This window comes from Pseudomonas sp. WS 5532, assembly GCF_012985445.1.
Classification (GTDB): Bacteria; Pseudomonadota; Gammaproteobacteria; order Pseudomonadales; family Pseudomonadaceae; genus Aquipseudomonas; species Aquipseudomonas edaphica.
Map to the genome: position 1 here is coordinate 237,342 of NZ_JAAQWK010000004.1, position 23,031 is coordinate 260,372.

Consider the following 23,031-nt stretch of genomic DNA (forward strand, 5'->3'; position numbering starts at 1 on the left):
TTTCAGAAAAACTTCAAGCAGGCTATTGACTTAGGTCTGCTACCTGCGTAAATTTCGCGGCCTCAACGAAGCAAAGGGTGATTAGCTCAGCTGGGAGAGCATCTGCCTTACAAGCAGAGGGTCGGCGGTTCGATCCCGTCATCACCCACCACTTCTTGAGAGTTTTGCCTTCGGGCAAGACGCAACGTTAAAGGTTGCACCGACGCGCAGCGGTAGTTCAGTCGGTTAGAATACCGGCCTGTCACGCCGGGGGTCGCGGGTTCGAGTCCCGTCCGCTGCGCCATATTTTCCAGGTCCGATTTATCGGGTTTGAGATTGAAAGGCTTTGGCTGATCAGTCAGACGTTTAAAGACAGTTGAGGGTTTAGGTTCAACTGGTCAAGCGATACGCAGCGGTAGTTCAGTCGGTTAGAATACCGGCCTGTCACGCCGGGGGTCGCGGGTTCGAGTCCCGTCCGCTGCGCCATATTTGCTTCCACTAAGGCCCACTGAACGCCTGGAAGCTACGGAAATAGCGGCCTTGAGCCGCTTTTTTCGTTTTCTGAATTCCACTGGAATCCATCTCCAGCCACGGTTTTTAAGTACACATTTAAGTACACCGCTGGCACAGCCTTTTACGATTCCTTACGCATCAATTTTCGTATTGGTCCGTCTACCGCTGGGTTGTATTCCCCTCCTTGATGCAAAAGGAGGTGTCTGATGGCTCTGACAGATACAGCGATCAAGCAAGCCAAGCCCGCCAGCAAGCCTTATACGTTAACTGATGGGGATGGCTTATCTCTGCAAGTGCCCACGACGGGTTCGAAGCGCTGGCATTTCCGTTTCTATTGGCATGACAAGCAATTGCGTATTTCCCTTGGCATCTATCCCGACGTCAGTCTCAAGGAGGCTCGCCAGCGGAGAGAGGCTGCACGTGCGCTGGTGGCCAACAATATCGATCCCCGCTCACATCGTCGCGCCGAGCGCCAAAAAGCCTCTCACGCCGCCAACAACACGTTTGAAGCGGTTGCTGGTCGCTGGCATGAGTTCCGAAGTAAAAAGCTGACGAAAAGTAAGAAGGGCAGTGCAGGGCAAGCGAGCAAATACCTGAAGAAGGACATGCTGCCGTGTTTGGGCGATCTTCCGATCTCAGATATTTCTCGTGGTGACGTGCTGGAGCTCATTAGGCGAATTGAGCGCAGAGGGGCGCTGGTCTCTGCTCGGAAGGTGCGCACCTGGCTCAACCAGATCTTCCGTTTTGCCATGGCGGAAGGGCTCGTTGATGTGAACCCAGCAGCAGATCTTGATATCGTTGCCGAGACGCCGCGGCCAGTTCGCCATAATCCCTTCCTCCAGGTAAATGAACTTCCAGGACTGCTCAGGACCGTAACCCACTATGGGTGTGCAGAAGCGACACGGCTTGGTATTCGTCTATTGCTGTTGACAGGGGTACGTACAGGAGAGCTACGGGCGGCGACGCCAGACCAATTCGACCTCGACAAGGGGATCTGGCTGGTGCCGCCGGAGGGTGTCAAGCAACTCCGGAGTCGTGTTCGAACCCAGGGGAATGAGATCCCACCTTATGTGGTTCCGCTGTCTACCCAAGCAATTGCAATTGTGCAGCGGCTGATGCAGTTAAGGGCGCGCGGTGCGCGGTATCTGCTGGTTCACCGATACGAACCGCAGGAAATGATCAGTGAAAATACCCTTAACACCGCGATTAGCCGTATGGGTTACAAAGGAAGGCTCACCGGTCATGGCATCAGGGCTACCATCTCCACGGCGCTTAACGAGGTTGGCTTTGTAGAAGAGTGGATTGAGGCGCAGCTTTCACACGCTGATACCAACCAAATTCGGGCTGCATACAATCATGCAGAATACGTCGAGCCGAGACGTAGGATGATGCAATATTGGGCGGATTTATTAGATGCCCTAGAGGTCGGCTTTGCTCCACCTAGGCCAGAAGCATACATGGCGCAGAGCGGTCGACGTTCAATGGATTTTCTGAACGCGCAGCAGGAGTCTGCCGGTGATGGTATGGGGTGCTAGGGGTAGAGTGTTCGAATCACTCCGTCCCGACCATATTATTCAATGACTTAGCCCGGTTCGGAAACCACCGGGCTTTGTTGTTTCTGGGATTTGATCATTTTGGTCACCGTTGGGTCACCGTTAGCAAAAAGCTCTTAAAGGGCCATTCGGGGCTTCGTCGCGTTGAAACCTGTCAAGTCTGATCAGTTCTGATTGTATTGGCTGCGATCTTTTCCTTTTCGCGAATTTTCTATTGGGGGGGCTAGCTGACATCGACACGACTAGCTGTCTTCAGATTTTTTCTGATCACCACCAGAAGGATATGACAAATTAGGGCGAGGCCGATCACCAACTGCTTACGGTGGATGTTTTCGTCCTGCAGCTGGCAGAGTTCCCGTGCCTGTCGCAGCAGTGAGGGCGGGTGGAGCCAGTCAGATGGTCTCAGGAGGCAGGGCAAGCGTGAACCCATCACGTCGCATTGCTTGAGCTGAGATCGTCGCATGATAAGCGTTGTGGGAGGTCGATTTTTCTGGTGTTCGGAGGCAGGCCCGAACCGGGTAGTCAGGCAAAGCTCGAAGCGACTGGCAAAGTAAGCTTTCTCGAGGCTCGTCACATTGAATAGATTCGATGTAGATGTGCGCCCATCCATCGTTAGTGCATGTAATGGCTGAGGCTATGGGCGCTTAAAGTAAAGCGCCCGGTGAAAATTTCCTTTTAACTACTCATTTTCATCTACGGCTACACTGAAGCTGAGGTCTTTTATCATTAGCGCGCCTGGAGTTACACATTCAGTGGCGTTAATAAATAGCTTGCCAGTGCTGAAGTGTTGGGTGTACTCCACCCTCCATGTGAAGAGCTGCTTTTCTTCGGTGTTTTCACCCCGCGATATAGCGAAGAACGAAGTTTCGAATTCGACGTCGTCCTCATCATAGGCTTGTTGACTTGTCTGAACAGTATCACCTTGCTTCAAGGTGTCGGAGTCAACTCGAAACTCCTCATTTTGAAGGCTAATCACGGCCTCACCCACACTTTCGATGTAAAACGCCATCCGATTTCACTCCTTGGTTAGAGTGGAATTGTAATGGTGAATCAATGGATCAAGCCAGTATTTCGAAAACTGGTACTCAAGCCGGTCTGTCCCTGATCAGTCGGGGGCAGATGTCGGCTTTTGGCAAAGCCGACATTTGGACAACCATCGTCAACAGTCTTACTAATCAGAAACCGGCTAACCCTTGAGCCGATCCTGCCGCTAGAGACCGAGCTCATCCATTGCAAGGAGCAACTTGGCACCCTGTATGATCCGGTCAGTAGCATCTATGCCGTTTTCCTGTGGCACTCGATATATCTGGTCACTGCCGATGTTGAAGCTTGCACGTAAGTCCTCCATATTCCGTGCGAGTTCAGGGTCGTCAGGTAAGTTTTCGAGTTTCCATCCGTCGTCGACACTTTCGATGGTGACAGTACCACCCGTTCGTTCCAGCCCGCGACGCAGGGTTTCGTATCCATAAAACCAGAGGTTGTTGTCTGGAACCTTCAAGCCGCTCGTGGTCGCCACCGCCGAGAGATAGGGGTCGCGGTAGTAACTGCGCATGACTGTCTTGTCCAGCATGCAAATGCTGTAGCCACGTTGGCTGATGGCATAGCGGCCCGAGTTACCTTCACGCATGCGCGGGTACTTGACCAGGTAATAACGCCAGTCCAGCACGTGGTCGCGTTCGCACGCGGTGAGGAACGCCTGCTGAATCTCTTTGAGTACGGCGAGATCGTTACCGCTTTGCGCGACCTGATCGAGTAGTTCGGTAAGGGGTTGTACCAACTCGGGACTCTTTCTGCTCGCAAGCAGATCCCGCCAGACTGCTTCACTGCGCGGCGAGCCGAAATCGAAAAATCGGTAGCCGCCATAACGATCCTGCTTGCGCGAATAATCGCCCAGCGAGAGCAGTGCGCCGGTCAACTGTGGCCAACAGTGAGCATCTTCGAACAAGGTAAGAAACGCTAAGGCACGTTGGGCAAAAATTGCAGGGTCCAGAGCTGGGTCGAGGTCGAACACGGCCAGTGCGCCGTGCAGCACGCTGTTGTCTTCCAGTTGGTAGACCGCTTTTCGCAGCGACGGGTGGGCGGCAAGTAGGTTGATCTTGTCCTTTTCGTTCGCGATCTGCTTCTGATTGAAGGTCGATACGCCGTCCAGGGTTCCGTCGACTATGACACGGCGTACATCTTCCAATAAGGCGGGCATGTTCTGGGCGCGCATCTCACCGCCACCGGACGCTTCGATCAGGTTGCGCACGATACGTAACTGTTCAGGGAAATCAGCGGTGTTGTGCATGCGATGCAGCAGCACTGCGTAGAGCAGAAGGCTATGAGCCTGACTCCACTCGGAATCCCCGTAATGCCGGCAGCAACCACCGAAGAGGTCGATGCGGCTCTGGCCGGGCTGGGTGCGCAGAGGATTGAACAGCAGCAGGGCCGATGGGGATCGAGCGTCGGCTGCACGCAGCCAGGTGTTGAAGGCATCACTCGTGTCCAGGTCGACCCAGATATCGAAGGCTGCAAACAGGTAGTTCAGGTGCTCGACCGCCTTCGCTTGGTCGCTGGCAAACAGGCTTTGTGCCAACTGATCGAGGCTGGCCTTGCTGTCGGCGCGATTACCCTCGCGCCAGGCGCAAAGGTCAAACACAAAACGGAAGTAGCGCATGAATTGATCATCAATAAGCTGATCAGCGTCCTTGTAAGCCCAGATGACGTCCGTCCACACGGTATCAACCCTGTGTGCGAAATCGTCGGCTTGTGCAGGACAGGCGCTTTTGAGCAACGTCTCGAAATGCGCTTTGAAGTTTTCGAACGGCGTCAGCGGCTTGCCGCGAGAGTTCATCTTGATATAGAGATCGTCATTGAGCTTGTTCTTCACCACCGGCAGCAGGTGGAAGCTGATTGCCGGATGGTCGGTCGCGGCAAGACGTTCCCAGGCAGCAGCGAATGCTTCGCTGCTGGCGCTGGCAAAACGCTGTTCCAGCGCCTGCAGCATGACCAGCATGGCTCGGATACTGGAGTCATGTTGCCACCCGTGAAAATACCAGGGCTGATCGACAATCCAACCCTTCAAATCGGTCTCGCCGGCGGGTGGTCGATAGTTGGCCAATGCCTCGCAGAACTGTCGGGCACTGGCGCGGGTGGCGTAGGTGAAGTTGCGCCATGCTTGCCCTTCGATGGGCTCGCCGGCCTGCCAGCTCAGGTACCAGTGCAGCAGGAACAGCGTGGTCAGGCGTTGTTGGCCATCCAGGGGATAGAGGGTGCCGTCCACGACATCGCCATAGATGAAATCCAGGCTGATGGGACGGTCGTCATGCATGACGGCATCATGCAAGGCGTCGACGAAGTCCTTGCGGATTCGCTCCACCGATGCGCCATGACGGCCTTGTGCATAGTCGCGCTGGATCAGCGGGATTTCGATTCTTTGGATTCGATGAGTCGCCTGCAAGTTTTTGTCGAAGAGTGAAATGTACGACGTGAGTGTGTGGTTCATGCCATTTTCTCTTCGTTCAGGAAATAGGGCTTGGCGATCTCGAGGATTGTATCGAGGTAATGATTGCGATCCTGAGGGCCCCAGAAATGGTTCTGGTGCGCGTTCGCCGGGGTGTAGTACTTGAGGAATACATTGCGCGTGCACACCGGTATGTAGCCTCCCTTTCGGTCTACATCCAGAAGCATTTGCCGCTTGGCCTCGAACACCGCGTTGCTCAGCAGGCTGTTGTCCGACCTCGACAGCAGGACTAGGTTGGCGATGGAGTGCAGGCCATGAGCAGAGGCAGTCTGCTCGTCGGGCGCATTGAAAGCGGCGACGACACGACTGGCCAGGTCTTGAAAGGTGTTGCCAAAGTTCTGCGCCGTGCCGACTTGCTCAAGCGCTGTCTTCAGTTCCTCAAACAGCTGCGACTGTTGCGGGACGGTATCGGGCGCCAGCTCACTGAGCGCGGTCAAATGCAGCCTTAACCAGGTTTGCCATTGTTCGGCCTTGGTCAGGTTCTCGGCATCCTGCGCATGGATGTGCTCCAGCGACCATGCCGTATCGGTGTGCATGTGGAAGGGGAAGCGTTGGTTGGCGTGTGGCACCCGGCGCATGGTTTCGACATTCACCAGCAACAGCAGGTTCAGCAACTTGTCGTAGTGCTTTCGGTCGTCATAGCTGAGCGCTTCCACGTCCGAAGCTTTGAGGCTCAGTGAATCTTGGATGCGGTGATCCAGGTCCTGTTCGAATTGACGTTTGCTCTGGTTTGCGGACAAACGAGCCAGTTCTCCGAAGTCCGTCCCTGTGAGTACCAGATAACCCACCTTATGAAACAGGTTGCGGTTGTTGAACCAGCCAAGCATCAGGTCATGCAGGTTGAGAACCTGCAGCCAGAATGCCAGTGGGTCTGTTTCGATATCCGGCCGCAGAGACTCGAAGGTATGGTAGCGGGTCGACTTGCGTGACTGGCTGCCGGATACCAGCGAATCGAGCAAAAGGCTGATCCTGGTCGGGTAGCGGTCGGTAACCTTCGGCGAATTGCCACAGATGAAACCCCACAGCTCGGGGGCATGGAGATCGCGCTCGATGATGTCCCATTGGCTGGCGACCTCGGCGGCTCGATCGGCATGCTCGACCTTGATCCTGGACAGCAGCAACGCTTTGACCAACTCCGCATCCGTCAGCGGTATCCGGCCGACGTTCAATCGAGTGAACAGGGCCGTGGCATCCATGTCTTCGGGGGCCTGATACCAGATCACCGCGACTTTCTCGAACAGCGCTTCGTAGAATTTGTTGGCCGCGAATTGAGTGCGAGCACCGTGTTTATCGAACCACTGACCAATACAGCGATAAGCCCTGTGCAAATGGAAGTAATCGATGTTGCTGTCGTAGTCTTCCAGCTCCTCATCGCCGAGCCTTTCGAGAAATGTTGCGCTCCCTGGGCGGGTTTCGTAGTGCAGTGAATAGGGCAGCGGGGCCTTGTTCAAACCCGTTTTATGCATGTAGAGCAGTATCAGGTAGATCGTGGTCAAGCGCTGCTGCCCATCGACCAATTCCCATTGACATGTTTGCGCCGTAGAGCCTCGTGAATGCTGTTTGACCACAATGGGCTGTAGATTATAGGGCTGGTCCAGTTCTGCGGTTTTCAACGCCTGCCAGATGTCGTTCAGCAGGCGGTCCACATCCGTAGTGTCCCAACGGTAGCCACGTTGGTATCCAGGCACCCTGAAAACACCAGAAATATCGCCTACGAATTTGCTAGCCAGCGTTGCTGCAGTCAAATCGACACTGTGTGAGTCCAAGCAAAGTTCTTCCATGATTTACGATCTCGAATCGGGTGCTGGGTAGGCATGGGATGTTTGGCGCTTCGCGTGGATTCAATCACCCAGTGCGGCTCATTGCCATCATTTTGACTGGCGGATGGGCAAAATCCATGAAACTCAGCCTTCCAGGCGTCCACCCGACATCCCGAATGCCTATGTCTGGTCAGTGGCAGCACGTTTGGGTAGCCATGTCCAAAGCACTTACGCAATTGCATCGGATCTGCGGTCCGGGCAATTAATCGCCCGCGTATACACTCGCTGCTCGACGAAGCGTTTCGCGCACGTGTGCTCGTATTACTGGAGGGGCGAGCACTTCAATGTCCCCAGCATTGCTGAGCAGGAACAGGCGCAAGCCTTGGGTGTCGTGGAGGGTGCAGCTCAAGTCCCATCGGTCGTCGGCGTATTGCACTACAACCTGGTCTTCAGCCAGCGGGTTCTCGGTAAGCCGATTGTGCAGGTTGGGGCTAAGACGTAGTTTGAGTTGGATGGGACTTTCGCCGTGTATCGTCATGAGGTGCTTTTGGACCTCAAAGGAGTTGAAGTCGTAGCTGGCCGGGCCAGGTATTTTCTGCCAACTCGTCTTGACCTCTACCATTCGATGCAGCATGAGGGCGCACATCGACTTGGGGCCGTTACTGCTGTACTTGCCGCGGTAGGTGTCTGACGCGGGTGGATCCGACTGCGGCCACTGCTCCTCGAGCACGTAGGCAGACAGATAGACGTTTGAATCCTGATAGGAAAGTGCCAAGGGTTTAAGTAGGTAAATGCACTCAACGCCTCCGGCGTCTCTTGGAAGGTAGGTCACCTCAAGCGAAGCATCGTCCAGAATCGCCCCTTGGATAAGGTCGAGATGCGCAGGGTCATATTTACCGGGTTTGAGCAGCGTAAAACGGGTCCCCGAAGTGATTTGCTGCGTCCAGGCGACAGTCCGCTTGGAGTGCTTGGTTATTTCCGTGGTTGCGCATTCGCGTAGCTTGGTCAGTTGTACCGTATGTGGTGGGAAGCCGAAGCGCTCTGCGTGGTCGAAAATAGCGGCCAACGTCATTGCCTCTGTGGGAGAGAGCGTCAAGTCGAAGCTGCCCCGACCGGTTTTCCAATATTTTGATTTCTTATCTGAGCCGGTTTCACCCTGAGTTACCAACTCGGCTTCGGTCAGAGCTTCGAGGTCTCGCAGTGTGGTTTTTACATGGAGGCTGAAATCATTGAACCACCGACATAGTTCAGTGTGGATATCCGCCGTCGACAGGGACTTGCCTTCGCGTTGAAGAATTTTGCGCAAAGCGGTACGGCGTCGGTGATGATTTATCATTGCTGAAGCTCAGGGACAAAAAGTGGGTTTATCTGCTGGGACTATGTACTGGCTGACAAGCAATCCTGCGACTACATGTGTCAGCCCACAGGAGCATTTCATGAACGACCAAACCTATCTAGCCCTTCCTGACGTTTCTGGGTTCATCAGCTGGCTGGCCACTGAGCTCGATTCACAAGTGCACTTTAATCATCAATATGTCAATCGCAAGACTGATGAGAAATGGTCATGTAGCAGCCTGTACAACGCCTTCGAAAACTACCGTTGGAACCATCCGGGTAATGCCCGCTTAGGCTTCAATCGAGGGTTTTGCTCCAGCAGCAACGGTATCGCTTTGTCTGCCCTGCGTCAGGACTTGGTGAATGCTTGTGGGAGCGACTCGCGCACTCTAGATGCAGCCGTCGACGTGATGCGCTGGGGGGGTGTAACTGCCCACAATGTGGATTGGCTGAAGAAGAATGAGCTCGGGCTTGGCCGCATGTTGCAAGACGTACAAGCTGCGATAGTCGCCGGCGACAGCCATGCACCTGTCTTGCGTTCGAAAAACCTTCGTTTCAACTCTGGGATGACCAAGGTGTACTCCTTGCTCTGCAAAGACTTCATCATCTACGACAGCCGCGTTGCCGCAAGTCTGGGCTGGATGGTCGTAAAGTTTTGCCTTGCATACGGATTGTCTAAGGTTCCTGAAGGGCTGTGCTTCCCTTGGGCCGCTGCCAAGGAAGGAGAGAATACGCTCGCTCCCAAGCGCCGCGACCCTGGTGCCGGCGGGCTCAAGTTCAAGGTCTTGCGCTCAGGCCATCATCACGCAATGTGGAATATGCGCGCCAGTTGGGTGCTGAGTGCGGTCCTGGCGCATCCAAGCGCCGCCGGCAGCCGCTTCCATTTGGTGCCCACTCCGAATGACCCGCTGCGTGCCCTGGAGGCTGCACTCTTCATGATTGGCTACGACCTGGGTGATCAGCGTCTAGCTTTAGCGGCTTAAGACCTGATCGACAACTTCCTTTCGTTGCTTGACGGGGAGGTCATTCTAAATGAGTGAGGTGCAGGATGCGCGACATGAATCCGTTGCAGGCTTTGATTATGCAGCTCGCCGCTGACGGCATCAGCGCTGGTGACTTGAGAAAGGCCGTGATGCAGGCATGCCCAAATCTTTGTGATGCGAAGTATCAATCCACGCTATTTGGCCTGCAGGAGGCCGATAGCCTTATGGGCCAGGAAGTGGGCGGCGAGTGGTGCTTCACAGCAATCGATAAAGCTGCCCCGGGCTACCCTCACCCGGAGTACAGCGCTGAATTTGCCGAGAAGATCTTGGCCGCATCATGCGGGGAGTTTGTCGAGATCAGCGCAGACGATTTGCTGGCTCAGCTGGACGAGATGCTGGCAAAGGCTCGCGCTAAGAACCCGAACACAGGAACGTAAACACCCGGCAGTCCAGTGATCATTAAGGATGCGGTGTTTAACGAACATCAACTGTGTATCAGTCAGAAAGGGGGGGCTTGATGGACATCAAGTCCGATTTTGTGTCCGTCGAACGGGATGAGTTCGATGGCCTCACCACGATTGAGCACCTGCGCCACTGCCGGCATCGCTCCGGCATGTATGAGATTACCTTCTCATGGCGCCGCAATATCCGTCCTGCTTCAGACCGCATGATTCTTGATGTGGAGATCAAGACCACTCGCTCAGGCAGCTGGTTACCATCTCAATTGACCCTATTGGTCGACCGTCAACGGTTTGACTTGAAGTACCAGACAAACAGAAGCAGCGAATATCGCGGGGGTAGCTTCTACGAAATCGGCATGTTTTTCATCGAGCCATCTCAAAAGATTCTTCGCTGCCTGTGTGATGCCAAAGTACTGAAGCTCAAGCTTCAATCTGACGAGAAAAATGAGCATACGGTTCTTCCGGACGAATTTTGTGCCCAGCTACAGTTGCAGGCTCAGCAGTTCTATAACAACGCTTTCGATGGTGACGAGTATTTGTCAGCCGTCAGTGGCGTAGCTGTACGGACAGAAGACACAACGTTCGCTGAACAGATTGCCAGACGAGAGTCGAGCTATCGGCAATTGTGCAGGTATCGACTGCTCTGGGCTGTACTCTGGGGCAGTTTTTTTGGTGAGCTGTGCGTGCTTGGCGCGTTCGAGATCATCACGTTCTCGGCCAAGTCGGCGGACCAGTTGATCATCGCTGGAGTGCTCAGCGCCTCAAGCTGGCTAATTCCCCATCTTCAGATCCTTTGGATCGAACACCAGAAAAACAAAGAGTGCCCCAGTTGTCACCATAGAGCGATAAAGATGGTCCGCTCTCATGAGGCGGTTTATCAAGTCCGATCCGTGGAGCATCTTGTCATCGAAAGATTGACAGGGCAGCGCAAGTCGCGGCAGGTGACCGTGACAGACCATGAGGTGAGTCAGGATTTCGAGTGCAAGGACTGCCGGCATCTATGGACGCGAGGCTATATTGCTCGAGGTTTCTAAGACATCCTGTCAATGAACGGCATCGCTAGGCTCGGATCTGATTTCGGCTAACGACTCATCTTGTCGCAACACGCTGTAGTCTGGAATAAGTGCCAACAGATTGAGGGGTTTCTATGGTCAGGCCAGTGCGTCCTTTCACCATGCGTTGCAAAGATTGTGGCTGGAGCCAAACGGTTATCCCGCTCAGTGATGTCTTGCGATTCGAAGACTGTCCTGAGGTTTGCCCGCGTTGTAAAAGTCGGGATGTAAATATGGAACAAGCCACGGCCCTGGAAGTGGCCGTGGCGAAAGTAAAGCGATTATTTGGTTAGCCCTGAGCCTGAAACTTTGCCTGGCGGCTATAGCGGACCATTCAGTTCTTTTACTTTGTATACGCCAGGCTTGACTCGCAGGTACTTTGCTTCGGCACCCTGTTCGACATTGTAGCCGCCGGCTCCCGTCTGCTCGTCCTGCGCGTAGTTGGCGATGGTCGTCCCGATCGTCGATTCCATAAAGAACTCGAATCCGATACGATATTTTTCAACCAGCTTCTGCTCTATAGAGCACATGACCCGACGACGTTCGCTAGTCAGTTCTTGCACTTCAAAGGGTTCGCTCAGCGCACCGTTGCGCACTTCCAGCAGGATTGATTCATACAGCGTCATGCTTTTTTCCTTGTGATGTCAGCGGCCGAGATCAACCCGACCGCCGTGATTGGTCGTTTACGCGAATGTGGAATCACGTCGGCGGCTAAAAAACCTGAATCGCTCCCGCGGCCACCGGCAGAAAGAGCCATGCGGCGATGACAGGCCGACCCGATGCCGCCTCAATCGCTTGGGCGTAAGCATCAAGCTGACCAGCATGTTCCTCGGCCAATCGCTCCCACTGGGCTTCGGGCGCCGGGTTGGATTTGTGGTCAATGAGCACCCAGCCATCTTTTGTGTCCAGCAGAAGATCGATCCGACCATTGAGCACCTGACCCGAGCGCAGCAACTGTTGCACCGGGTACTCAGCCATGGCTTTGGCCTCTGGCCAGCGGGATTCGATCCAGGCGTGCAAGGCCAATTGCTGTGCGATGACCTGACTGGCATTCACGTGCTCGTGCACTGCGTGGCTCTGCAACAGGTCCTGCACTTCGTCTAAGGTGAGGGGGAAGTTGGGGTCAGTGAATGAAAGGCACAAACTGGCATGAATGGCCGTTCCCAATACACTCATTTCCGGGCTGCCTTGGAAGGCGATGCGAGTGCCGATCCGGCATGTATTGCGGGCTGCGGTGCTGGTGCGAGCGCCACCGCTGGACGGTTGGAAGCCCAGTGGCAAACGAGGCTGGATCGCTTGTACCGGGGCAAACCAGTGCAGATTCTGTTCAATCACCGCCACGGGCACAGGTGAATCACTGGCAGTGAGCGTTTGGCAATCGGCGCGCAGTTCTTTTCCATTCGGCAGCTTCAAAGTCGACAGCCCGGGAGGCGTCATCAACCAGGGTGCCTGGACAGTGTCGAGCCACTCTCCTGTGATCTTTCTACTCGAACGGGCAATGACCAGCAGGTCTCGGGCGCGGGTCATGCTCACGTAGAGCAGGCGCTTTGCTTCTTCAACGGCTTCAGCCCGGCACGCCAGGCCCATGGCGGTCTGTTCGAACGTTTCGCTCAACGGAACCGCTTTCTGTTTGCCCAGCGGCCATGGCCAGTAGCGGATAAAGCGGTCATGCAATGGTTTATGTGGATCGAATGCGCTATTGGACTGAGCCGAGACTGACCATAACCGGTCGCTGATATCGCGTGCCAGATCCATCAAAATCACGACCGGCCATTCCAGACCTTTGCTGGCGTGATGAGTCATCACTTGAACGGCATCCAGCGCAGGAGTGGCCAGTGCATCATTTTTGGCGTTGGCGATTTCGTCCAGCCACAACAACAGCCCGGAGATGGATGCCGCCCCTAATCCATTTCGACAGAGATCCTCATACTGCTGCGCCAGATCGATCAATGCATCAAGGTTGGCCAAGCGCTTTTGCGCCAGCGCTGTCGAGGTTGACCAGCCGGTAACACGCGAGGGTAAATCGCACTCGGCGATCAGGCGTTGCAACGCCTCTACTGGTGTCAGCACTGGCAGATCTGTGCGCAGTTGTGCAACGGCCGCCACAAGCGGGTGTTGCAAAAACTCGCCGAGGCTCAGTTCACGCCACTGCGCTTTGGGGTGTCCTGCATTGAGGTAGCGCAGGCGCTCGGCAACCCAGCTTTCCGGCCCTTCGGTTTCGGTTAACGAGATAATCTGTGCCGTTGCCAGGGTATCGGCCGGGTCGTTCAATCGGCGCAAACACGCCAGTGCCAGAGTTGCCTCTGCGGTTGCTAGCAGCCCTGGTTGTGCTGTGGAGCAGGGGATGCCCAGAGTAGCGAGGGCTGCTGCTACTTTCGCAACGTTACTGTGGGAGTAGCAAAGCACAGTGATATCGCCCAAGCGTACCGCTCGGGCTTCCTGGCGGGGTTTATCGAATACCTGATAACGGCTAGCCAGTAGTTGGCCAATCCCCTCGGCCAACGCGTTGACTTGCAATTCGGCATTTTTGCCGTCCAGTACCCAATTGGCGAAGGCTGGGCCGGGTAGTTGATCCGTGCGGGTCGGTATCAGCTCAACGTCCTTTGTTTCCAGGCTGTTGGCGAAGGCTTTGTTGAATACATCGTTCGCCAGTTCGACCAGCTCGGTACGTGAGCGCCAAGAGTTAGGCAATACCTGTTTCTTGCCACCCATATCGGGCAATGCCTTGAGGATGGCTTGCATCAGCGCACAGTCGCTGCCCCGAAAACCATAGATCGCCTGCTTGATATCCCCGACCCAGTAAACCTTTTTGGCAAAGCGTGAAAGCTTGAGGAATATCGCCAGCTGCATCGGGCTGGTGTCCTGGAACTCGTCGACCATGATCAGATCGAGCTCATCCTCGAGCACCTGCGCCACGGCTGGGTTGTCCAGCAACTTGAGCAAGGCATGTTCCTGGTCGGCAAAGTCCAGTACGCCAAACTCACGTTTGTTGTGTTCGTACACGTTCAATACATCAATGGCCAGGCCGAAAACCTGTTCGAGGTAGGCGCGGATGTCGCCATGTAGATCCGGGTGTTCGGCGTAGCGGCCAATGGTTTCAGAGAGGGTTGTTACCAATGGCTTGAGCTTTGCCTCAGGAGCTTCCTTCGCCAGTTTTGCCCAATCACTCCAGCGCGCGTTGCCTTGCTGCAGTTCATAGTGGAAGCGGGTAAGCAACGTTATGTAGGCTTCAGTGTTCTTTTTATCGCTGCCAGCTGCCTGTAACAGATCCAGTGCCTTAGGAATGCTGTGCAACAACTCGCCGTTCAAGTCGGCTGTGGTCGGTTTGGGGAAATGCTTCAGCATGTCGTTGGCATTTCGGTCAGCAAAACTACGGGACAGTTCAAGATCAATGTCGTTGGTGCGCAACTGACTCAAAAGCTTGCGCAACTCATCGCGCCAGTTGGTATTAGCAAAGTCGCCTTGTTGATTGGTGTCTTCAAGGCCCAGACGTCGGGCGACGGCGAGTAGATTATCCAGGCGTTCACAATCAAGGACCCGGTCAACCGCTTTGTTCAGTAGCAGGGCTGCCTGGTTTTCTTCCAACACACGTTGCTCGGGTGGCATGCCTGCTTCGAATGCAAAACGCTCAAGCAATTGCCCGCAAATACTGTTGATGGTCCCGATACGGGCTTGGCCCATGGCTGTGGCTAGATTGATTTGGCCCTGCTTGAGAAGGTGGCTACGGACCCGCTCGCGCAGCTCGGCAGCGGCTTTTCGGGTAAAGGTCGTGGCAATCACACCCGAAGGCTGGACCTGCTGATCAAGCAACTCCTGGTGCAGTATTTCAGTAAGCCGGTGAGTTTTGCCGCTGCCGGCGCCAGCACTGATAAATGTGATGTGTGCGGTGGTCGACATTGTCATTGCTCCCATCCGGCCAAGGCCAGGTAGTCGTTGTAGGCTTCGTTAAGGTATTCCATCAGCATCGCCTGATCGGGAGGGATCGAGTCCTCATCCTCTTCAATACCTTGCAGCGCAACTTCAAACCGCCCCTCTGCCTGTTGCGCCTTCCGCCACTTCCAGGCCTCGGTAAAACTGAGCCACAGCTGAGGCATTGTGCTTGGCGGATTGGCCGGCACTTGCTCTGAATCTCTGAAGGTTTGGTCATCCGGGGTTAGCAGGCGCGCGGACTCAAGGATGAAATAGGCTACGGAAGGCCATGAACCGCTGTCCTGACGAAGCAACTCGGCATAAATCGCCAACTGCAGATGGCGGTTTGCCTTGAGCTGCTCCGGGTATTTCTTGCCCCCCGACCACTTCATGTCGACGATGGCTCGATGTCCTAGCGCAGTGGTCAATACCAGGTCAGCAGAGCCGCCCAATGCGCCACCCTCGAAACGACCAGCCAGCGCCTGCTCAGACGTTACGACCGTGATGCCAGCATTGAGAAAGTGCGATCGCAGTCGAGTCAAAGCACGCAGCGCACGATGGCGCAGTGTTGCCAGGTCGGCACCGCGTCCCTCCATCAGCAACACCGCGCCTTCTTCACGTACCACACGGGGGAAGTGGGTCGAGAACCAGCTGTTAAAATCTGTGGTGCTCATGCTCAGCGCGTCCGGCCGAGTGAAAAAGTGCTCAGCCAAGCGATGGGTCAACGAACCATAGAGCAAAAAACCGTCGCTCAGGCTCTGGCTTTTGGACGCCTGAATCTTGGCTCCGTATTGCAGCAACCATTGATAAGGGTTGAACAGCAACAGGTTGAGGCTCGAGAAAGACGCTTTCTCAGGCGTCTCGATCGGGATGTCGGGTGGCAGGCGCCACCAGCGTTTGCGCAGTGGCAGTGGCGCCGATGCTTGGACTTGGCAAAGCGGGCCGGGGTTATGCAGAAGCTCCTCGAGAATATGCACCTTTGGCTGCTGCACAACGGCTTCGATCATTTGCCAGAGCGGGTGGCTTTCCTCCCGTGGTGGCGCGAGTACCAGTATCAGCCGGCAGTTTGCTGCCAGGACTGGTCGCAGCCAGTCACGGGCTGCTTGAGTCAGTAGTGTGGCACCGTCCGGTAGCGCCACCCCGGCATCGGCCAATTGAATGCGTTCGGCCTTGGACCAGGGCGACAGGGGCGGTAACACCGGCATGCTCAGGTGCCACCAGATCACTGTGTCGGCTTGCTCAATGGCCGCACCTGGACGCGAGACGCTCAAGTGGGCGCCGACTTGTGCGGCCAGCAATGGATTATCCACGCCGCTGGCTGTGGCTTGCTCGATGACCTGCTGCAACTGCCGCGGTTTTAACCGCTCCACACCTTGAAGATGCAAGGTCTTGAGGGAGTCTAGTGCTGCTTCACACTGAGCGTAACCTGCCTGAGCCGCGAATCTATGCGCGGGCTCTTGGTGCCCCAGGCGTGCTTTAAAAAACTTCAGCAACCGTTCGACACGTACCAGCACCTCACTGGGCGCCACGCCGTCGTCAGTCGTAAAAGTGGGCATATTCAGCCACTCGTCAATCGAGGCAAGTACGTCGGGCGCATCTGCAGCGTAATGCGCTGCGATTTCCTCCAGTGCATCCTCCCACTTGCTCCCGACGAGGCCGGGTGAGCTTGCTATTTTGGTTGCCAAGCGCCGACGTGCAAACAAACGAATCGGGCATATCGAGTGGGTCAAAAACTGCAGGAGTGCCGGGTAGTTGGCTGGTGCCCAAAGCAGCTCCATGGCCAGTGACAATACCTGCAGGGCAGGGCGTAGATTGCTGCTACCATTGAGGCCATGGCGAGCCTGGCCGGCACCAATAAAATGACCATCAAGACAACCACCCTCGTCACCCGTCACCAGCAAGGTGGGGGTGCCCTGGCCCAGTGAGCGGCTCAGCCAGCTGGCGGCCAATGCTCGAGTTTGCGCTTGAACAACTTGCACTGTGCCATCTTCTTGCCATTGAATGGGCGTGACCTCTACACCGGCAATGCTCTGGCGCAATTGCATTTGCAACTGCCCCAGAAAACCTTGCGCCTTACCCTCCGGTATCTCCAGGCGCTCGTTAGGCAGGAGATTCAGCACCATTTGCCAGGCCAGTGGATAAAGCTCGAAAGCGTCAGCCAACAGCACGGTCTTGATCGGGGGGCGACGAGAGCCCAGCGCTTTGGCAACATTTTGCAAGCGCTGTCCCATGGAAGGGGCGACCTGCACGCGAGCTTGAGTCTCGATCTCGGCAAGGTCTTTCAGACGTTGGCTGGCGTCGGCACCGACGCGCCCATCCCAACCGTGCAAATACAAATCACCCCGCCAGGCCAGCAATGCAGCAGCCACCCCCAATTCATCGGAGGAAAAACTGGCATGATAGAAGCGCAGTGGGTTATTGCAGTGCGCCAGGCAATCGCGGTACGTGGCTGTACGTTGTGCCGCACAAGGCTGACGTGCCACTAGGCCCAGCTGGGTCTCCAGAATATCCAGCAGTCCCTGTGGCCCGACGGTCAACGCCCCTAATCGATTACTGGCTCGTGTTGCCCGCTGACCATCGAGTTGCATGCCGAACGTGATAAGCATTTCTGACACGTTGACGCTCCTTGTGAACGCTGGTGGTTCAACGCACCGTGATTGGCACGTTGTTGCATAAGGAAAAATAGACTGCTGATCAGCGACGTGGCGCTACCCTACGAACCTGGTGCGACGGTTTGTGTCGCGCCTGCCAGGTTTTGTAGCGAAACCACGGTACCTATTGCATCCGCCACTGAATCCAGTGGCCGGTAGGCTGCCGCCGCACGATGCAGTGTTTTGCCAATCTGAGCCCGCAGCTCGGGCGGCTGCTCCACCACCATTGAGTCGCCCAGGGACAAAATCCACCAGTGCAACTGCCAGGTGTTGCTCAGTGTCGAGCGTACTCGAAAGCCATTCTCCAACGGCTCCAGTGTCATATCCGCACTCAATGGTGTCTCACGAATCAGCCGCGTCTGATGGTCACTAACCCAAGCTTGAAACTGAATCTTTTCGGGGGTGCCGAACTGCAAGGCGTCACTGGCCAGGTACTCACACAAGTCAAATGCCTGTAATCCCTCTACGGGTTTATCGAGCTGATCGACATTGCGAAAACGATGCACCGCAAACTGGCGCACATCGGTATACGGATGCGCTGTGGCGATCAAATAGGTCACCAACCCACGCTGTACCATGGCTAATGGATTGAGTGTCAGTTCACTGAGTTTGTCGTTGTGTGCCGAGTAATACTGACATTGCACTTGACGCTCATTAATCAGCGCCCTCTGCAATGTTTCCAGCAACAGTGGGTCGATATCCGGCGCCTGCAGGTTTAGGTCCGGTCGCACGCTGGCGACCTTGTCCAGCCAGCGGGCAGCCGCGTTATCGTCCTCCAGTCCCTTGAGTTTCTGCCGCGCATGCACAAAGCGCGGTTCAAGCACGCTGAGCATGCTGGCGGGTAACAATGGGCGGATGGTGTCGGCAACCAGGGTCAGGCTCAAGGCTTCGCTCAGCGTAATGCCTTGCAGCTCCACATTCACGCCAGGCGTCCAGTACCAGGCTTGTGGCGTGCCTTCGCTACACTGCAACGGGAACACCAGCGACAGATCAATCAAGTCACGTTCGACGGTGCGCCGGCTGATGTTGAAACCGGAGGACTCAAGACGCGCCAGTAACTCCGTCACGGTGATACCGGACTCACGCTTTGGCAGGTGCTTGAGCAACTCCCATTGGCGGCTGACAGTGGAATGCGATTTGGCGGACGGCATGGGCTTTTCCTTGCGCAAGCGAGAGGTGGGTTACGACTTGACCACCGGGTAACAGGCGTCGCCCCACAATGTTTTCGGGTTGTCGAGCATCAGAAGGATCACCAGGGGGACAAGCTTTGCCAGCAGGTTTGAGCAGTCACGCAATTGTGTGCGATTGACGCTGCCGTCCCAGGTGGCTCCGCCATGAATCATTTGGTTGCGAAGGGTATAGATGCGGTTAAACATCACCCCCAGCACCTTGGCTGTATCGCGATCGGCCAGTGCTGCATGAGCGCTACGTTTGCCGTTACGCAAGCGTTCCTCCCACATGGCTTCATTGATCTTGCCGTTCTGGAAATCCCAGAAGCTTTGGAAAACATAAGGGTTGTCCAGCAGTGCACGTATGCTCCCGGAAAACTCTGACCAAACCAGTTTTTCGATCAGGTGCTCGGTGTCCAGCGTACAAAGTTTTTGCAGGAAAGCCTTGAATGCCTCCTGTTCGGACAATCGATGCTGCTCATCAATATCGGTGGCATAGGCAGCGTTGAAAGCGATCCAGAGGAAGATGAAGCGCCCGTCAACGTCCTCTGCCTGTTCCGCACGATTGAGCCAGCTCAGGGCTCGGTGAACCCGTAGCGCAAGGTTTGGGTGGTGCGCGTCGCGTTCGTTACGGTGGCGTGTCTTGAGTGACTGGTAATCCATTCCAGGTGCTTCCTTTGGCTGAGGGGATCCGCGGGACCTTGAGGATCATGGTTTTATCGGCGGATGAGGGGCGGGATTGAGCATTCAATGAGCCCTGCGACACATTATGACGCGATATGGCGTTAAGCTATCACGTAATAAAGTTTTGTATCTATTCACTGATACGTTATAGGGCAGGTGTTTTGGATGACGCATTGAGTGTCCATCCAGCGCAGGCTCATATCTAGGCCCCAGACAAAAAATTGAGGCCAATGGTCGCGGAAGCGGGTGACGACGACCTCCATTGCGTACTTACATTTAAGGTTTTTTGATGTTGAAACTCGATTCACCGTTGGCGCGGATGAAGGCAATAGCGTCCGGGTTGTTCTTGTTGGCGGCAGCGCTCTATGTCGCAGCCTTGATGTTGATCCACTCCCATCCCGTGTTGGGGGGGTACATGAAAGCCTTCTCCGAGGCTGCGATGGTTGGCGCTATCGCCGACTGGTTTGCCGTTACTGCCCTGTTCCGACGCCCCTTGGGGTTGCCTATTCCTCACACGGCTATCATCCCGCGCAACAAGGCGCGTATTGGCGCCAACCTGGGGGACTTTATTTGTACTCACTTTCTTTCACGTGAGCAGGTACTTCAGAAGGTCAGCGAATTTGATACTGCCAGGCGGTTGGCGCAATGGCTGTCGAAGGAAGACAACGCCGCAGTCTTGTCGGGTTTAGCCGTCAAGCTGGCTGGGCATGGTATTGGCGCCCTGCGTGACGAGCGTGTGCGCCAGTTTGTACGCAGCACTGCTCTGGCGCGCCTGGAAGAAGTTGATTTGGCAAAAATGAGTGGTCAGTTGCTGGAAGTGCTCACCGATGATGGGAGGGCACAGGAGGTACTCGACGCCGTATTGAATCAAGTCGATGTTTCACTGCAAGGCGAAGCGACAAAAAAACGCATCGCCGACGTTCTGGCCACGGAGTTCGAGTTCTTGCGGTTCAACGTTTTCGGCAAGGAACTGCCTCTGCACAACGTTGCCGGCAACTGGTCATCGGCAAAGTTGGTCGAGCGAATCTCTGACGTGATCAGCGAGGTCAACCACGACACTGAACACCCGTTGCGCAAACATTTCAACCAGCAGTTGGGAGCCTTGGTGCATAAGCTCAAGGAGGAGCCAGCTTTTCGTTTGCGTGCGGCACAACTGCGCGCTCAACTCGTTCAACACCCGGCCCTGCACAGCTACCTGACTGACATGGTCGACGATGTAGTGACCTGGTTTGAGGAAGACATTACTCGAAGCGATTCCACAACGCGCCAGCGCTTGGAGGAGGGTACTCGCAAGCTTGGTGACGCATTGAGCGAAGACGCTTTGATGCAGGCCTGGATAAACGACCAGATTCTGGCAATGGCGGGCCCATTGGTTGAGCGCTATCGCTCAGAGATCGGCCGCTACATCGCTGAACGCATCGAAGCCTGGAACGAGAAGGAACTGGTGGAGCAACTGGAGTCACACGTGGGCAAAGACCTTCAGTTTATTCGTATCAACGGAACATTGGTGGGAGGGCTGGTGGGGGTGATCATTCATCTTGGGACTGAGTTTGCATTACAGATGTGAGAAGCACTTTGAATCGTGGTCCTCAGGAGAGTGTAAATCCCCAGTGAGCTTGCCGCTTAAAGATTTCCAGGCGAAGGCCGACAAAACAAAAGGCTGAGGCGACCAACGACTGAACCTTCAATGGAGTTATCAGCCTGTCCGTCACAGCGGGGTCGGCGATTTAAAATGGATTTTCTCGGGGCGACGCAATTTGTCGCGAGGCATGGTTATGCTCAAACCAGCCAATAAACAGGAGTATGGATCATGCTGAAAAACTTTCTCGCCGCAGTTGGCCTCGTCGTTATCGCCAAGAAAGGGTACGAGGTGTATCGGTCTTACAAGTCAATGGAGGCGGAAAACGAGTTTTTGCGAAAGGGGCAGGGGCCGGTTTAGTGTCCATCCCATCGCCTTATTGCTGCTTGTAGATCTGCGTTTGATTGACAGGTTACTAAGGCGTGGCAAAGTGATATCGCGTGGAGGATGATCCGGGTTGCAGGTGTTCAGACGCTAGGGTGCGCGCTGAACGTTATGACTTGGGGGCAACTTGTGTTTGATCCCGGATGCGCCAGCGCTTCCGACACTGCAATAAGGACATTTCATGCCAGCTGAAAATTGGCTGATTCAGCTCAATCGCGAGTCAGCTGAATTCGCGCGTTTGTATCAGGAGCGTCAAGAGGGAAAGACCGTCGACCGGACTTTGCGTATAGCGGTCTGTGGCCTGATGAACGCTGGCAAGAGCGCACTGCTCAATGCATTGACCGGCCATCTTGAAAACGAATTCTTCGAAACCAAAGCAGTGCGCTCGACTAAAACGGTGCAAACCTTAACCCATGGAGGGATTACTTACGTAGACACTCCGGGTATTGACGCCAATAACGAGGATGACCAGCACGCCTGGCGTGGCTTGGCGACGGCCGACATTATCCTGTTCGCCCACAACCTGGGCACGGGCACTCTGGAAACCGTAGAAATCAACTTCCTTAATGAGTTGAAACATCGGCGTCCTGATATCGAAGACAGCTTACTGGTCGTTCTGACCCATGCCGAAAGTGCGTCGGAGCAAAGGCAGGATCGCCTGGACGCAATCAGTGCCATCCTCTCGGCGTTGTTCAAGGCACCTCGCACGTTGATCCCGGCCTCGTTCACGACATACCGCAAAGGCGTGTTGGAGCAAAAGCCCGCCCTTATCGAACATAGCGGCATCAACGTGCTGCACCACCATTTGAAGACACTTGTCGAGCGCGCCGAAAGCGAGTTGCATGCCGTGCGCCGTGCGCGAGATAAGCAGCGTCTGAGTAAGTTGGAGGCCATTGTCGATAAGGCCATCGCCAAGCGGGAACGCACACTGGCTGCCGTCGAAGCCAAACAATCACAGGCGTTTCTGGTGCTTAGTCAGAGTGTGAACCAGTTGGTCAGCACGACCCGAGAACGCATCAGCCGCTGCGAAACCCTTGAATCCGATTGAGAGAACATTGCTATGTGGTGGTTATTGGTACCCTTAATCGGCGCTGTGGTTGCTGCCGTCGCCAGCTCCGACGATGAAGAAAAAGAAGCGGCCGAACGCAGGGCACGCATTCAGACTCGTGAGGCCGAGGCACAGGCCATTGCTCGTCGCAAACAGGCAAACCTCGAGAAACGTAAGGCTCAACTGGTTGCCGACGTTGATGGCCAACTGAAAGATTTATTTGCGACGCACCCTGCGGTACTCGATCGAACTAACCAGGGCGCGCTGCACGTCAGTTTTGACAGCCTTAGTGCCTTTGTAATCAAAAAGGTGCCGAACAAACCAAAAGCTATGTTGAAGCACTTGGATACAATTGCCCCCGGTGCAGCCTTCAGCCCGATCTGGGTGAAGCAAGCTGTCCAGGCGCACGCACTTCAGAAAGAAATCACGGGCCTTCAGCGCCTGAAAGAAGAATTGCTGGGATAAGTCA

The 23,031-nt window shown here is 55.2% G+C and carries 17 protein-coding genes and 3 tRNA genes; 11 read left to right on the top strand and 9 right to left on the bottom strand.

Annotated features, from left to right (window positions below; translation table 11 throughout):
* Positions 1-75: 75 nt before the first annotated feature.
* The 4 genes from HBO23_RS09835 (at position 76) to HBO23_RS09850 (ending at position 2,027) form a co-directional block, all read left to right on the top strand.
* Positions 76-151: transfer RNA gene (locus tag HBO23_RS09835), tRNA-Val, on the top strand.
* 55 nt (positions 152-206) lie between these two features.
* A tRNA-Asp gene (locus tag HBO23_RS09840) sits at positions 207-283 on the top strand.
* A 105-nt stretch (positions 284-388) separates the two neighbouring features.
* Positions 389-465 (top strand) — tRNA-Asp (locus HBO23_RS09845).
* Between the two features lie 233 nt (positions 466-698).
* A complete protein-coding gene (locus tag HBO23_RS09850) occupies positions 699-2,027 on the top strand; it encodes an integrase arm-type DNA-binding domain-containing protein (protein WP_042558340.1) in 1,329 nt (442 codons plus the stop codon).
* 697 nt (positions 2,028-2,724) lie between these two features.
* Here the strand turns inward: HBO23_RS09850 and HBO23_RS09855 are convergent.
* From HBO23_RS09855 to HBO23_RS09870, 4 genes are all read right to left on the bottom strand, one after another.
* The gene (locus HBO23_RS09855; RefSeq protein WP_170037952.1) at positions 2,725-3,054 is read right to left on the bottom strand and encodes a hypothetical protein; all 330 of its coding nucleotides are present in this window, start codon (positions 3,052-3,054) and stop codon (positions 2,725-2,727) included.
* Between the two features lie 201 nt (positions 3,055-3,255).
* Positions 3,256-5,529, bottom strand: coding sequence for a DUF262 domain-containing protein (locus HBO23_RS09860; RefSeq protein ID WP_170037954.1), 2,274 nt, complete (start codon positions 5,527-5,529; stop codon positions 3,256-3,258).
* On the bottom strand, positions 5,526-7,328 hold the full coding sequence (locus HBO23_RS09865) for a DUF262 domain-containing protein (RefSeq protein ID WP_170037956.1): 1,803 nt from the start codon (positions 7,326-7,328) through the stop codon (positions 5,526-5,528). The genes HBO23_RS09860 and HBO23_RS09865 overlap by 4 nt, the downstream gene beginning before the upstream one ends.
* A gap of 241 nt (positions 7,329-7,569) precedes the next feature.
* Entirely contained in the window at positions 7,570-8,643 is a 1,074-nt protein-coding gene (locus HBO23_RS09870) for a WYL domain-containing protein (RefSeq protein WP_169864270.1), read from the bottom strand.
* A 100-nt stretch (positions 8,644-8,743) separates the two neighbouring features.
* On the opposite strand from HBO23_RS09870, the gene HBO23_RS09875 reads away from it, so the two are divergent.
* The 3 genes from HBO23_RS09875 (at position 8,744) to HBO23_RS09885 (ending at position 11,120) form a co-directional block, all read left to right on the top strand.
* Positions 8,744-9,625, top strand: a complete 882-nt coding sequence (locus HBO23_RS09875; RefSeq protein WP_169864271.1) for a hypothetical protein — start codon at positions 8,744-8,746, stop codon at positions 9,623-9,625.
* A gap of 74 nt (positions 9,626-9,699) precedes the next feature.
* Positions 9,700-10,062 carry a hypothetical protein gene (locus HBO23_RS09880; protein WP_233097144.1) on the top strand — a complete coding sequence of 121 codons (363 nt, stop codon included), beginning with the start codon at positions 9,700-9,702 and terminating at the stop codon, positions 10,060-10,062.
* A gap of 80 nt (positions 10,063-10,142) precedes the next feature.
* On the top strand, positions 10,143-11,120 hold the full coding sequence (locus HBO23_RS09885; RefSeq protein ID WP_170037958.1) for a hypothetical protein: 978 nt from the start codon (positions 10,143-10,145) through the stop codon (positions 11,118-11,120).
* Between the two features lie 338 nt (positions 11,121-11,458).
* Here the strand turns inward: HBO23_RS09885 and HBO23_RS09890 are convergent, their stop codons facing one another.
* The 5 genes from HBO23_RS09890 to HBO23_RS09910 all read right to left on the bottom strand — a co-directional run bounded on the left by HBO23_RS09890 (position 11,459) and on the right by HBO23_RS09910 (position 19,530).
* The gene (locus HBO23_RS09890; protein ID WP_047227866.1) at positions 11,459-11,764 is read right to left on the bottom strand and encodes a hypothetical protein; all 306 of its coding nucleotides are present in this window, start codon (positions 11,762-11,764) and stop codon (positions 11,459-11,461) included.
* An 85-nt stretch (positions 11,765-11,849) separates the two neighbouring features.
* The gene (locus tag HBO23_RS09895; protein WP_170037960.1) at positions 11,850-15,035 is read right to left on the bottom strand and encodes a UvrD-helicase domain-containing protein; all 3,186 of its coding nucleotides are present in this window, start codon (positions 15,033-15,035) and stop codon (positions 11,850-11,852) included.
* Positions 15,036-15,037: 2 nt separating this feature from the next.
* A complete protein-coding gene (locus HBO23_RS09900; RefSeq protein ID WP_178123929.1) occupies positions 15,038-17,653 on the bottom strand; it encodes a PD-(D/E)XK nuclease family protein in 2,616 nt (871 codons plus the stop codon).
* A 107-nt stretch (positions 17,654-17,760) separates the two neighbouring features.
* On the bottom strand, positions 17,761-18,849 hold the full coding sequence (locus HBO23_RS09905; protein WP_169864273.1) for a WYL domain-containing protein: 1,089 nt from the start codon (positions 18,847-18,849) through the stop codon (positions 17,761-17,763).
* Between the two features lie 30 nt (positions 18,850-18,879).
* On the bottom strand, positions 18,880-19,530 hold the full coding sequence (locus tag HBO23_RS09910; RefSeq protein WP_169864274.1) for a HEPN domain-containing protein: 651 nt from the start codon (positions 19,528-19,530) through the stop codon (positions 18,880-18,882).
* Positions 19,531-19,840: 310 nt separating this feature from the next.
* On the opposite strand from HBO23_RS09910, the gene HBO23_RS09915 reads away from it, so the two are divergent.
* From HBO23_RS09915 to HBO23_RS09925, 4 genes are all read left to right on the top strand, one after another.
* Positions 19,841-21,118, top strand: coding sequence for a DUF445 domain-containing protein (locus HBO23_RS09915; RefSeq protein WP_169864275.1), 1,278 nt, complete (start codon positions 19,841-19,843; stop codon positions 21,116-21,118).
* A gap of 243 nt (positions 21,119-21,361) precedes the next feature.
* The gene (locus HBO23_RS33820) at positions 21,362-21,490 is read left to right on the top strand and encodes a hypothetical protein (protein ID WP_255141968.1); all 129 of its coding nucleotides are present in this window, start codon (positions 21,362-21,364) and stop codon (positions 21,488-21,490) included.
* Between the two features lie 205 nt (positions 21,491-21,695).
* Positions 21,696-22,562 carry a GTPase gene (locus HBO23_RS09920; RefSeq protein WP_169864276.1) on the top strand — a complete coding sequence of 289 codons (867 nt, stop codon included), beginning with the start codon at positions 21,696-21,698 and terminating at the stop codon, positions 22,560-22,562.
* A gap of 12 nt (positions 22,563-22,574) precedes the next feature.
* Positions 22,575-23,027: a hypothetical protein gene (locus HBO23_RS09925; protein ID WP_170037964.1), complete on the top strand. Its 453-nt coding sequence runs from the start codon at positions 22,575-22,577 to the stop codon at positions 23,025-23,027.
* Positions 23,028-23,031 lie beyond the last annotated feature (4 nt).